The 11,900-nt window shown below is 68.0% G+C and carries 11 protein-coding genes; 2 read left to right on the top strand and 9 right to left on the bottom strand.

The features are described 5' to 3' along the window. Positions 1 to 100: 100 nt before the first annotated feature. The gene (gene istB, locus VKV26_02385) at positions 101 to 748 is read right to left on the bottom strand and encodes an IS21-like element helper ATPase IstB (GenBank protein ID HLZ68736.1); all 648 of its coding nucleotides are present in this window, start codon (positions 746 to 748) and stop codon (positions 101 to 103) included. A gap of 131 nt (positions 749 to 879) precedes the next feature. Then, positions 880 to 1,614, bottom strand: coding sequence for a hypothetical protein (locus tag VKV26_02380; protein ID HLZ68735.1), 735 nt, complete (start codon positions 1,612 to 1,614; stop codon positions 880 to 882). A gap of 218 nt (positions 1,615 to 1,832) precedes the next feature. On the opposite strand from VKV26_02380, the gene VKV26_02375 reads away from it, so the two are divergent. Then, a complete protein-coding gene (locus VKV26_02375; protein HLZ68734.1) occupies positions 1,833 to 2,723 on the top strand; it encodes a hypothetical protein in 891 nt (296 codons plus the stop codon). A 425-nt stretch (positions 2,724 to 3,148) separates the two neighbouring features. Here the strand turns inward: VKV26_02375 and VKV26_02370 are convergent, their stop codons facing one another. The 7 genes from VKV26_02370 to VKV26_02340 form a co-directional block, all read right to left on the bottom strand. Continuing rightward, positions 3,149 to 3,442 carry a 4-hydroxyphenylacetate 3-hydroxylase C-terminal domain-containing protein gene (locus tag VKV26_02370; GenBank protein ID HLZ68733.1) on the bottom strand — a complete coding sequence of 98 codons (294 nt, stop codon included), beginning with the start codon at positions 3,440 to 3,442 and terminating at the stop codon, positions 3,149 to 3,151. A gap of 122 nt (positions 3,443 to 3,564) precedes the next feature. Continuing rightward, positions 3,565 to 4,812, bottom strand: a complete 1,248-nt coding sequence (locus tag VKV26_02365) for a S8/S53 family peptidase (protein ID HLZ68732.1) — start codon at positions 4,810 to 4,812, stop codon at positions 3,565 to 3,567. 96 nt (positions 4,813 to 4,908) lie between these two features. After that, the gene (locus tag VKV26_02360) at positions 4,909 to 5,355 is read right to left on the bottom strand and encodes a hypothetical protein (protein ID HLZ68731.1); all 447 of its coding nucleotides are present in this window, start codon (positions 5,353 to 5,355) and stop codon (positions 4,909 to 4,911) included. A 2-nt stretch (positions 5,356 to 5,357) separates the two neighbouring features. Then, complete coding sequence (locus VKV26_02355; protein HLZ68730.1) at positions 5,358 to 8,261, bottom strand: CHAT domain-containing protein; 2,904 nt, start codon at positions 8,259 to 8,261, stop codon at positions 5,358 to 5,360. A gap of 226 nt (positions 8,262 to 8,487) precedes the next feature. Then, positions 8,488 to 8,730, bottom strand: coding sequence for a hypothetical protein (locus VKV26_02350; protein HLZ68729.1), 243 nt, complete (start codon positions 8,728 to 8,730; stop codon positions 8,488 to 8,490). Between the two features lie 91 nt (positions 8,731 to 8,821). After that, entirely contained in the window at positions 8,822 to 9,544 is a 723-nt protein-coding gene (locus VKV26_02345; GenBank protein HLZ68728.1) for a zf-HC2 domain-containing protein, read from the bottom strand. A gap of 209 nt (positions 9,545 to 9,753) precedes the next feature. Beyond that, positions 9,754 to 10,449, bottom strand: a complete 696-nt coding sequence (locus VKV26_02340) for a hypothetical protein (protein ID HLZ68727.1) — start codon at positions 10,447 to 10,449, stop codon at positions 9,754 to 9,756. A gap of 303 nt (positions 10,450 to 10,752) precedes the next feature. On the opposite strand from VKV26_02340, the gene VKV26_02335 reads away from it, so the two are divergent. Next, a complete protein-coding gene (locus VKV26_02335; GenBank protein ID HLZ68726.1) occupies positions 10,753 to 11,883 on the top strand; it encodes an Lrp/AsnC family transcriptional regulator in 1,131 nt (376 codons plus the stop codon). Positions 11,884 to 11,900: the final 17 nt, after the last annotated feature.

The following is an 11,900-nucleotide window of genomic DNA, read 5'->3' as shown; positions in this document are numbered from 1 at the left end:
GGTGTGATCGATCACGCGATCTGGACCACTTCGATCCTCGAAATTGGCCCACCCCCTGTGGGTATCCGGCTGGGTAGCGGACGCTGCGCCCGCGGCGGTCTCAGGCCACACGCTCCTCCGTGCGCTGGCGTTTGGCCAGCGTCCGCCGGAAGCGGAACGACTCGCTGCCGGTCTCGATGATGTGGGCGCGGTCGGTGATGCGGTCGAGTAACGCCTTGCACAACCGCGCGTTGGGGATCACCGGCGTCCACTCCGAGAAGGGCAGGTTGGTGGTCAGCAAGACCACGGCTTTCTCCGCCCGATCGGCGATCACCTGGAAGAGAAACTCCGCCCCGACCTCGGCCAGTGGCACATACCCGACTTCGTCAATGGCGATCAGGTCGTAGCGCGCCCAGCGGGCCAGCACCCGCCGCAGTTGGAGTTGCTGCTTGGCCTCGACCAGTTCATTCACCAGCGCCGCGGCCGTGGCGAAGCGCACCCGTCGTTTCTGCCGGCAGGCGGCCACGCAGAGCCCGGTGAGCAGGGGCGTCTTGCCGGTGCCCGAGTCGCCCAGGAAGACCACCGGCTCCGCCCGCTCGATGTAGCCCCCGCCGGCCAGCTCCCAGAGCTGCGTAGCGGACACCGCCGGCGCCTGGCTGAAATCAAACTGCTCCAGCGTCTTCAGCCGCGGGAAGCGGGCCTCCTGGAGGCGATGGGCGATCGTGCGCTGTTCCCGTTCCTCCAGCTCTGCCGCCAAGAGCGCCTCCAGATAGCCCAGATACGGCTAGCCGTCACGCAATGCTGCCTGCGCGAGCGGGCCGCACCGATCGGCGATGATCGGCAGCCGCAGCAGCCGGCACTGCTGCTGCACGCTCTGGAGCTGCACCTCATTCGTGACCGTCATCGCGCCACCGCCAGCAGGGTGTCGTAGCCGTCCAGGCGTGGCAGCGGCCGCGCGTACGCCCCGAGCGTGCCCACGTCAAGGGCCGGTGGCGGTGCGTGCTCCAGCTGGGGTTTCGCCAGGAGCTGTTGCACCGCGGCGGCATCACTGACCCCCAGATCGAGCGCTGTCTCGATCGCCCGCCGCCGCGCCGCCTGCCCGTGGCTGCGCCCGAGTTGCAAGAGCTCCACCATCGCCTTCGTCCCCGCCTGCTTCCCTTGCCGGTCCATCAGCGCCTGCCAGAAGCGGTCGTAGCTCGGTGGCCAGTGCCCCAGCACCCGCCACTGCGCCAGCGGCTTGCTCCCCGCAAACGCCCCCGGCTTGTGCGCCAGCACGTCCAGGTAGTGCTCCAGGTTCAGGATCTCCTGATGCCGGCCGTAGCAGCGCTCATGCGTGGCCACACAGCGGCCCTCGTGCCACACGGCGACCGTGGTGGCCGAGAGTTTCACCTGCACAACGGTCCCGGCGGCCACCGGCACGGAAGAGGCAGTGGTGCGCACCTTCACCCGCCCGAGGGTATCGACCGTCGGGAAGCAGACCTCGCTGAGGTCGAAGCCCTCCGCCGCCACCGGCAGCAGCTGCTCACGCGCGATCGCCATCCCGACGCCGATCGCCTGGGCATGCCCCGCGGGGACATGGCTCTCCCCGGCACGACAGCCGGCGAGGAGCTGGGCATTGAGGTCGGCCAGGTCCATCGCCTGCGGCACCACGGCTTGCCATCACGCGAGCTGTCTACGCCAGCGCCGCGACCCCTGCATGCGCCTCAGTTGGCGTGGCCGATCATGAACGCTGAGTAGTTCCAATCTTGATATAGATATACCTTTCACGCTTAAATCGACTTCGATATCATCTCTCTGTCGGACTTTTGTGCAAACGCAGGGAGTGGTGCACGCCATCGCTCTGGAAGGTTCGCATGCGCGATCGACAACTGATCAAAGGGCTCACCTCAGCGGTTCTGGTCCTCGTACTTACAGCACTCATCATCGTAGGCGCGCTGCTCTATGCACTGCGGGCGCAGCGCCAGCTCGGTGCCGAGCAACCGGCGCCATCGGCCAGCACTCCGCGAGAAGGTGCTAGTGCCTCATTCAATCCGCCGCCTGTCGTTGCGGCTGCCCTTCGGAATGCGACTGTGCACTGGACGGCAACATCATATTCCTCTCAGGTCGGCGCACGCGATCCATTCAACGGCAAGCTTGTCGCGAGCGATGATTGGGCTCAGACCGATGCGAACGGCGCGGTCGTACAATTCCACGCAATCTACACGGACCTGAACGGCGCGTTCGTACAGGAAGTGCTTCAGGATACCGCCCAAACTACCCGTGTGTTCAGCCCGGCATATACCGCCGTATTCCCGACGCCATCGCCGATCGGCACAAATCTTTGCCAGAGGGGACCAGGCGGCCTGAATGCCGCCAAATCTTCAGGACTGCTCCCTCCGTTCTCGGAGCCTGCCGCACTTTCCCAGCAAGGCTTCCGTTTCACCCAGGCCAGCGCGCCGTCGATACTGCCCGCACCGGCAGCCCCGTCAGGCGTCCTGCCCACTCATGTCTACCCGTCCATGGCCACGGCTCAGCGCTACGAGAGGGATATCCCATTAGCTGCTGGCCAGAAGGAGACGCAGATCGTCGAGATACAGGCTGATACCCGTGTAGTATTGACCGCGGCCACCGTTGCAGACGCGGCAGGCGGCGTCCTCAGTCAAACTCGCCAAGCTTACGGCGCAGTTCAGCTTTTCGTGCCTGGAACTGTGCCTCCTTCGGCCTTCGCGCTTTCCCCCACTGGAGCCGAGATATGCCATGCGTAGACTCACGATAGTGCTTGCGGCCACCGCGATTGCGATGTTCATGCTGGCATTCGCATCGCAATCGCCTCCGCAAACTCGCGGCCAGACCGGTGTGACCTGCGGACAGTCGTACAGCTCGTCCACGCCCGATGGCGGAACCATCACCGGACAGGGATGTATCGGCTTCGGATCCGGCCTCACCTGGTAGGTCTACTCGCTGATTAGCGCGAGTCAATACAACTACGCGATGCAGTCGCAAGCCTACGGGCATGATCAATGTGCGGGCTCGCCTGCGCAGTACGACATGGGCGGAGACGGTCCGTGGCAGTACAGTGTCGATCAGGCCACGGCTGGCTGGTTCCAGGGTCAGTACCAGGGATGCGTGACCGACCACTACTATACGGCTGGTTCATCCAATAGCGAACGGGCGCATCGCCCACAGCCTGCTACCAGCGGCATGCCGCCCCAGCATCCACCCGCTGCAACAGGCGCTCGACCATGCCCACGGCCGTGCCGTAGTCGTAGCTCTGGAAGCGGGCCCGGCGCAGGCGCACCAGATCGTCGTCGAAGAGGCGCTCGTACAGCGCCTGGCGCGAGCCGAACTGCGTGCCGGTCAGATCCCAGGTGATAGTGAACTTGCGCGGATGGCCGGTGACATTCGTGGCACGCTCGCCTTCCGGCCAGACCACACGCCCGCCGCGCAGCACGTCGAGATACTGCGCCTCCCTACGGATGCCCATCGCCACCCCTCCCTCGCGCCTCAGCGGCAGCCGGCGCTCTGGTGATTCGAGCGTAGGGTTCCGCAGGCCGCGAGGAGGGCGAGTGACCAGCGATGATCGCCGCCGTGCCGGCGTAGCGAAGCCTACGGGGAGAACCGCTGCGTAAAGGGGAGAGCTTCCCGGTCTTGTCCCTTGCCGTCGAAGACGACGCGCCGGTATACCGAGCCTGATGCCTGCGACAGATCGGCGGACCACATACTGGCCGCAAACCCCGCGGCCACCGGCGTGGCAAAGGAGGTTCCCGACCAGTAGGCCAGCCCGCGGCTGTTGTGCGCGGGCTGGCCCGGCGGCTCCGGCAGCGGCTCGCGGATATACGGCGCGATCACCGAAAGCGGTGCGGTGCGGCCGGGGTCGGCGCTGTCGCTGCCGTCGTCGACGGGATCAGGCACGGTGTCACCGCCAAACGCACCGACGCCGTCGTTGTCGGTGAAGAAGTCGTCGTCGTTCGAGTAGCGGGACAGCGGCCACGGCCGGGCGGTAGGCAGATGCGATGAGACGGCGAGCGCGCCCTCTAGCGCCGCCGGCAGTCGCGGTCCCATACGCCGGCTATCGCCGAACGAGTCATTGCCGGCGGCGGCGATCAGCAGCGCATCGGGCGAGCGTTTGATCGATAGCACCGCATCGACGATCTGCAGCATCCCGGTAAACTGACGTGACGCCTGACTGATCAGACCGAGCGCCTCCCAGTCGTCCATGCTCTCTTGCAACGAACGGCTCACCGTCTTGAAGGCGGAGCGCAGAATCGCGCGGCGCAGTTCGCTGGGTTTGCCGAAGAAACAGTCGTCGTCGGCAAGCAGCGCCTCCATCAGCCAGATCGGCGGTGCCACGCCCAGGCTCATGTTGAGGACGAGCTTCTTCCCGTTGCAGCGTGCCTCGGCGAGCGCGTCCTGCATGGCCTTTGCGATTACGGCAAGGTCGCCGACGCCGTTGTCGTCCAGCACGCGGTATACCGAGATCTGCGCGTCGGGCGCCATGTCCTGGATGATGCCGGTCACGAACAGCCCGTGGCTCGCCATGTCGTACGGCTTCTCCGCCACGGCATTGTCGTTCAGGTAGTAACAGCGCACGCCGTGCGCCGCGCGCGGATCGATGCGGCTGTAGATGCGCTGGGGAGGAATGGTGAGCAGGCGCCCGACATCTGGATCAACGGTGGCGGCGTTCGCCGCTACGAAGTTCTGGATGCGCACATGCGCTGCGGCAGCGCCGCCAGGCAGGGCGGCTGCATCGCCGTCATAGTAGGGCCAGGTGTCCAGGATCGCGACGAGCACACCCTTGCCGCCGCTCTCCTCCAGCCTCGCCTGCGGCACAAACTCGCGCACAAGCGGCAGCACCGGGTCGATGCTGGGGATACCGGGATGCGGTCGGAAGTGGTGCCGTGTACCGCCGCCGGGCGGCAGCACAACCGGGCGACCGCCCGGGCAGCCGCCTCAGTAATGGGGCATGGCGATCCAATTGGGTGAGACGGCGGACAAGGTGTGCTCGGCGGCATCAAAGCGCGACATCCGGCCTTCCGGCCCGTTGAGCGTGCGGGCAAGATCCCAGACCTCTCTGGTGCGCCGACCCAGGTCGTCTAACTCGGCCTGTCGATCCGGCAGCCGCCGCCGCGCGGGCGCAACCCAGTCAAGCAAATAGACGGGTTGCAAGATGCCGGTGCCGCCCGAACCGTAGATGGGGATCGGCTCGCCCAGGCCCGATGCGGCAATGCCGGCGGCGCGCAACGACTTCAGCAAGGCTTCACGATCGAACTGGTCGATCCCACCGGCCCGCTCAGCGTTGGAGCCGGGTTTCGGCTCATAGTGAAACAGTAGCTCGTCCGGACGGAAGAACGCCGGCCATGAGCCGTAAATCGGCAGATTAGCGTACACCTGCTGCACCGCTACTCCTCCTGCATGCGCTTACGCCGCCTGGTGAGGCTGCGATCGTCACCGATCAGTTGGAATCCCGCCCAGAAGAACGGATGGGATCGCCCGTTTTCGCGCATCCGCGGAGAAAGCAGTTCAAGTTGTGCGCGGCGCAGCGCGGTGGCGAGCCCCGTGCCGCCGGCCAGCTCACGGTAGAAACGGGCCATCAGCTCGGCGGTTCCCGCATCATCGACCCGCCAGAGACTGACCAGCAGATCCGCCGCGCCCGCATACAGAAAGGCGCGCACCAGTCCCGACAGCTCGTCGCCGCCGCCGAGCACCGAGCGGCCCGTGTCGCACGCCGACAAGGTGACGAGCGCCGCACGCAGCTTCAGGTCAAAGACATCCGCCGTGGTCAACGAGCCGTCGCCCAGCTCTATGCCTGAGAACAGCGGGGCGTCGGCCCGAAACTGGCCGTGTGCGGCAATATGGATCACCGCCGCCCGCTGCCCGTCGCGTGCGAGGCGTCCGCGCGTGGCTTCGGCCTCACACCAGACCGGTGCGCCCAGCACCTTGCCGACCGCCGCGGCCTCGGAGAGTGCGTGCGGCAACCGGCCGCCAGCCGAGTGCGCCAGCACCAGCGTGCCCGTGCGTCGCGCTGTGCGTGCGCGACAAATGCTGTAGAGACCCGCGGACGGCGCGCTGCTGAGGGTGAACCGCTCGACGAGGAACCGTTCGCCGTCGTGCAGCGCGGCGAACGGCAGGTAGTGCAGCAGGCCATGCGGCACTACCACCAGCCGCTCCAGGTCCACCAGTTCGTCCAGCCCGCCGAGCAGCAGGGCGTGGAGACGCGAGAGCACGGCCCGAACCTGGGTTTCCAGCGCCGCGATCCCGCTAGGATTTACCCGCTCAGTGGACTCGATGTTGAGACGGAAAGCACGAATCAGACGCTCGACCTGCGCCACTCTGCCGGGCAGGATCTCCCCGCGCACGACACCGCCGACGACGAGGAAACGCAGCAGGTCATCTCCAGCCACGGCGAACTCGAGCAATCCGGCGCCGGCGGGCATCACCGGCGGGGTCTCCTCAACCGCAGAGTCCAGGGGATCGGCGATCCCCTGGGCGGCGCCGGCGATCTGCAGCCGGCGCGTCAGATCCACGATTCGCTGTTCGACCTCGGCGGCCGGAGCCTCGCCGCCCGCGGCCCTCCGCGTCGTCGCGACTTCAGGGAACGGCACGTCCGGCCCAGCACGAAGGGCGGCATAGACCTCGCGGGCGTGCTGCAGCTCACGTGCCAGCCGGCGCACCTCGCCACTGCCACGCAGACGCGGGGCGAAGCCGCCGCGAATCGCGTCCATCAACGCGCGTGATTTCGCCCGCTCAACGTTGGCAAGCGCCTGGCTCGGCTTGCCGGCACGGAGCAGCAGCACGGCAAGCCGTTGATAGGCAAGGCCGCGGCTCAGCGCAAAGCTGTCGCGGAACGCGAAGATCACCCCGCGCTGCTCGCGCTCCAACTGCGCGGCCGCCGCGCGGTAGAGCTGAATCGCCCGCGGCTCGTTTGCTTCGGCCTCGGCAACCTGCCCGCGCAATTCAGCAATCCGGTACAGCAACGGCGCCGCGTCGGCCTTTGCCGCCAGCCGCCGGGCGCGGACGGCCACCCGCTGTGCCTCCGGCCCGCGGCCCAATGCGACGAGGGCGGCGGCCTGGACGACCAGCGCTTCGGCGCGCAGCCGTGAGCTGCCAGTCAGGCGCGCGGCTCGCTCCGCGGCGAGCGCGTCACGCAGGGCGCCGTGCGCGTCGTTCGTCGCGTGCGGCGAGAGCTGCATCGCCGCCTGCTGGGTGAGCAACCAGGCGCGGTGGTGTGCGCCGGCATCCGGGTGGGCGCGCAGGGCGGCGTCGATCGTGGCGAAGGCGTGCTCACGCTCGCCCAACCGTAACAGGGCGACGGCGCGTCGCGCGGCGAGCGCCAGCGCGTCGGCCGCACTGTCGACCTGTTCGACCTCGTGCTCGAGCGATTCGAGCTGGCGCAAGGCATCGGCCGGGCGATTCAGCGCCAGATAACAATCTGCCAGCGAGCCGTGGAAGGCTGCGGGATCGCGCGCCGCGATGCCCGTCTCCTGGGCGAGCTGCAGCGCCGTTTCCAGGGCTCTCAAGGCGCGGGTGTACTGGCCGAGGGCGATGTAGGTGTAGCCGAGATTCGCGGACATGCGAGCGATTCCAGCCTGCTCTCCGCTCGCCTCGAACACCGTCCGGGCGGCCTCGAACTCGACCACTGCTTCGCGATGCCGACCAAGAATGCTGAGCGTCAGGCCGCGGTTCTGCCGCGCCCGCGCCACGCCGAGGCGCCCGGCCTCGCCTGACCGCTGGTACAGGCGGCTCGCCAGGGTAAAGGCCCGCAGCGCCGCGGGATGGTCGCCGGTCTGCGCATGCACGATCCCGACGCTCAGCTCCAGCGATCCGGCGCGGTAGTGCTCGCCGTATGCTCGCAGTACCCGCCGCGCGCCACGCGCCGCGGACATCGCCTCCATCACGCGCCCGAGCCGGGCCGCGCACTCGACCCAGCCAATCCGCGTTCGTGCGGCTTCCACCGGCCGGCTCAGCGCCTGGAAGCTGGTGTACGCGGCATCCAGCGCGTCGAGCGCTTCACCGTTGCGGCCCTGGAACCGCAGGGCGTCTCCGAAGCACATCGTTGCCATCGCCGCCGGGAACGGGTCGCCGCCCTGCGCGGCGAGGGTGCGTGCGCCTTCGGCCAATTGTTCCATGCGCAACGGATCAGCGCCCAGGACGCGGTAACCCTCTTCCACCAGCAGCAGGGCTGCATGGCGCAGCGCCTCCGCGTCCAGGCCGTGATCGGCAAGGAGCTGCCGGCGGACGCCCGCGTCTCCGGCGGCGAGCAGGCGGGCGACGAACGCTTCGGCGCGGTTGGCGACGGCGGGCATGGCGGGTCCATCCGCGGTGATCACGGCCGCACAGGGGTGCAAAACCTTGCGGTATCGTACGGCAGCGGGCGAAGCCGTTGCTCAACGATCGCTGCCGAGCCAGCGTGTTTGTCAGGCTTTTGTGAGCCGGCGCGGGCACGCCGCTGCGCGCTGATACGGCAATCGGGCCGCGCTGGGGAAACGCTCCTCCAGCACGGCCCGATCAGGGCAAACCTTCGACACCCGGCTAGCTGGAGGGAGAAGGCGCCTCGCGCTCGAGGCCCTGCAGCCGCCTACCGGCGGCAGCCAGCGCCAGACCGCAGCCGATCAGCGCCCCGCCCAGCCGGCGGCGCGGCCCGCGCTGCGGCACGGCGGCGCTGTTGATCCGTTGCAGCTCCTCGATCAGCCGTTGCTGCTTCTCCGCCTGCGGATAGATCACGTTCTGGCGGGTCTGCTGCTCCATCCAGGCGCGGAATTCGGTGTCCATCATGACGTGATCCCCCTTTCTACCCATTTCAACGGGCCAGCCAGGGGAATTCGCGCATCTCTGTCGGAGACGAATAACGTGCAGTCGTCAGAACTCAGGGCACGCGCAGGGGGTCGATCACCACGATCGAGGCGGGCACGTTGATCTCGATGCGATAGAGGCCGGAGGGAATATCGCTGAACACAAAATTGCCGAGGTCGTCCACGGCCTCGGTCCGTACCAGATCATCGCCGGAAAAGAGCGCCACGGGCACGCCCTCGCAACTAAGCTCGCCCGGCTGCACCAGGCCGGTGACCACGCTGCTGGCCGCCCCCGGCGCCGCACGCTGCACGCTCACGGTGAGCTGCACCATGCCTTCCACGCTGTAGGTCAGCGCCTCGCTCTCGCCGCCGCGCAGCCCCAGGGCAAGGCCGGACGGTCGCGGCAACAGCGCCGCGACGAGGCGCCGCACCGCCCCGAAACGGGCGGGCGCCGCGGCGTCGGCATCGTCCTCGCTCAGAAATGTGGCGAAGGTGCGCATCTCCGCCAGGCAGTGCGGACAGGTGACCAGATGCGCAGCCACCGACTGGCGCTCCTGGGGCGAGAGCGAGCCGAGCGCATACTCACCCAGCACGAGCGAATCGGGGCAGGTGGCGCGGAACAACCCCGCGCGCAAGAGGCGCGCGAGCCTGCCGTAGTCGCGGGCCTCTTCGCCGCAAGCAGGGCAACGCTCGACGTGGGCCGCCACGTGCTCGCTCGCCTCGCCGTGCACAAACCGATCGATATCATCCTCACGAATGGCGGCGGGGTCGATGCAGCGAGCAGTTGCCTCCGTCATGGCGTCCCAGTCCTTCTCTTCATAATCCAACCTGGGATGGCGCGGGGTGTAGGGGTTCGGTCGATGCCGTTCGCTTCACGGCCAGCGCCAGGGCGGATGGACCGCGAAGCGAACTGTTCTCTTTGTGTTGCTCTCACTGAAATGAACGGGGGCTGTTGCGGAATTCGGGCATCGGCGGCGGAGATTTTTCGCTGTTCCTTTCACTTGGGTCACTCGCTGCCGTCGGTGCGCAGCAGCCAGGCCCGCAGGCGCGGACTGCGCCTGAGCCGGTCGTGCACGTTGCGGCGCGTACTGTAGACCAAAGCAATCCCGGGGAAGAGCTCCGGACGCAGGCGCTGGATCTCGGCGGGCTTCAACTCACGCTCGTAGAAGAGCTCCATGAAGACCCGCTCCCGGTCGTCCTGCAGGTGCGCGTCGATCAGCCGCCAGAACTCCTCGCGGCTCACGCGCGCGGCGTGGATCTCGGCGGGCGAATCGGCGGTCTGGCGTTCGCCGATCGCTTCATCGAAGGGGAGGGTGACGCCCCGCACCCGTTGCAGGTCGATCGCCACGCTCACCGCGCAGAGCTTCAGGTAGGCCAGGACGCCGGCGGCGCCGTTCGCCTGCCCCAGCTTCTCCGGCGTAAAGCTGCGCAGGAACTTGGCCCAGGCCAGGGCAACCAGCTCGTCCGGCTCCGTCTCCAGCCCGCTGGCCGCCTTGCGGCACCAGGCCAGCATCTGCTCGGCGAAGACATCGTGCAGCGTCTCCCAGCATTGATCATTGTGCTGAACGATCGCGCGCCGCATGACCTCGAAGCAGTAGCGGTCGTCGTGCTCTTCACGCCGTCGGTAGCGCGCCGTCTCCTCGGAGCAGCGCCGGCAGACCTCCGCCGTCTGCAACGCCGCGGGATCGTCCGCACAGACCATCGTGAATCTCGCTCCGCCCGGCGTCCGCACTCCGTACTCCCGTGGTATATTCTGTGATCCCACGAGTATGAACGGAAGCAGCCGCCGTTTTCGCGGATGCAGCCCGTGGGCGTGCGCACGTTCTTCTCTCAGCTTTGCATAGCTTTAGGGAAGTATAGCGCCGGCGATTCGCGGCCAAGCACGCAGCCATGCCTATAGTGAAGCGAAGAGCGCGGTTTTGGCCGCGCCCGTTGCGTGGCCGGGCGTCTTCACCCCGCGTCCGGCGGCACAACGTTCCACACTTCACCAACAGCGAGGCAGCGGGTGAGCACCGTCAGCGCCCCATTTCAACTGCACGACCCGGTCAACAGCGCCATCCTCGCCGTGGCCGAGGACCGGCTCGACGGCTTTCAGCGCGATCCCTTCGGCGAGATCGCCCGACGCTCGGGCGTGCCGCTGACCGACGTGCTGGCGCGCATCCGCGCCATGCTGGAGGCCGGCACGATCCGCCGCGTGCGCCAGACATTGATGTCCACGAACCTGGCGCCGGGTGCGCTGGCCGCCTGGCAACTGCCGCAGGAGCGGCTCAGCGCCGCCTTCGACTTCATGTTCCAGCAGGACCCGTTCTCCGGCCACGTCGTGATCCGCACCGCAGACCCGGTCACGCCTGGCGCCAGCTACCGCCTCTGGACGACGCTGAAGGCGCCGCAGGGCTATGCGCTGGAGCGGCATGCGGCCTACCTAGCGCGGCGCGTGGGCGCGACCGGCGTCCGGCTGATGCCGGCGAAGCGGTTGTTCGCCCTGGGCGTCGGCCACGTGCGCCGCCGCGGCCTTGAACCCGGCAGCCGCGCCGACGTGCCCGCCGAGGTGCGCGACACGCACGTCGAGCCGCTCTCGGCGCTGGAGTGGCGGGTGCTCACGACGCTGAAGCGCGAGTTCACACCGGCCGAGATCGCGCAGGACCCCTGGGCGCCGCGCGCGGACGAGGCCGGCGTGCCGCTCGAACAGTTCCTCATGGTCGCCGAGAGCCTGAACGCGCGGCGGGTGATCGGCCGCTTCTCGACCTTCCTGGAGCACGTCAAGCCGCTGGCCGACGGCGCCCGCGTCACGCGCTACAACGCGCTCTTCCACTGGGCGGTGCCGCCCGGCCGCGAGATCGAGGCGGGGCAGGAGGTCGGCCGCCACCACATCATGACGCACGCCTACTGGCGCGAGGGCGGACCGGAGTTCAACAACGTCAACCTGATGGGCGTGGCGCACGGCACGGAAAAGGACGCCTTGCTGGCGCACAAGGCCGCGATCGACGCGCACCTGGTCGAGGCGGGGATCCCGGTCTCCTATACCAGCGTCTTCTGGGGCGGGCGCAGCGAGATTAAGCCCTCGGAGATCTCGCCGCTGGCGTATGCGGCCTGGTGCCGCGAGCAGGGCATCGACCCGGAGACGATGCGGGCCTGAGCAAGCAACAAATCCGT

The sequence above is a fragment of the Dehalococcoidia bacterium genome, from assembly GCA_035310145.1.
Classification (GTDB): Bacteria; Chloroflexota; Dehalococcoidia; order CAUJGQ01; family CAUJGQ01; genus CALFMN01.
This window is presented reverse-complemented; position numbering and strand designations above follow the sequence as displayed.

Bases quoted from the DNA above. Each gene is read 5' to 3' on its own strand.
- VKV26_02380 (HLZ68735.1), bottom strand. From the start codon at position 1,614: ATGGACCTGGCCGACCTCAATGCCCAGCTCCTCGCCGGCTGTCGTGCC.
- VKV26_02375 (HLZ68734.1), top strand. From the start codon at position 1,833: ATGCGCGATCGACAACTGATCAAAGGGCTCACCTCAGCGGTTCTGGTC.
- VKV26_02370 (HLZ68733.1), bottom strand. From the start codon at position 3,442: ATGGGCATCCGTAGGGAGGCGCAGTATCTCGACGTGCTGCGCGGCGGG.
- VKV26_02355 (HLZ68730.1), bottom strand. From the start codon at position 8,261: ATGCCCGCCGTCGCCAACCGCGCCGAAGCGTTCGTCGCCCGCCTGCTC.
- VKV26_02350 (HLZ68729.1), bottom strand. From the start codon at position 8,730: ATGATGGACACCGAATTCCGCGCCTGGATGGAGCAGCAGACCCGCCAG.
- VKV26_02345 (HLZ68728.1), bottom strand. From the start codon at position 9,544: ATGACGGAGGCAACTGCTCGCTGCATCGACCCCGCCGCCATTCGTGAG.
- VKV26_02340 (HLZ68727.1), bottom strand. From the start codon at position 10,449: ATGGTCTGTGCGGACGATCCCGCGGCGTTGCAGACGGCGGAGGTCTGC.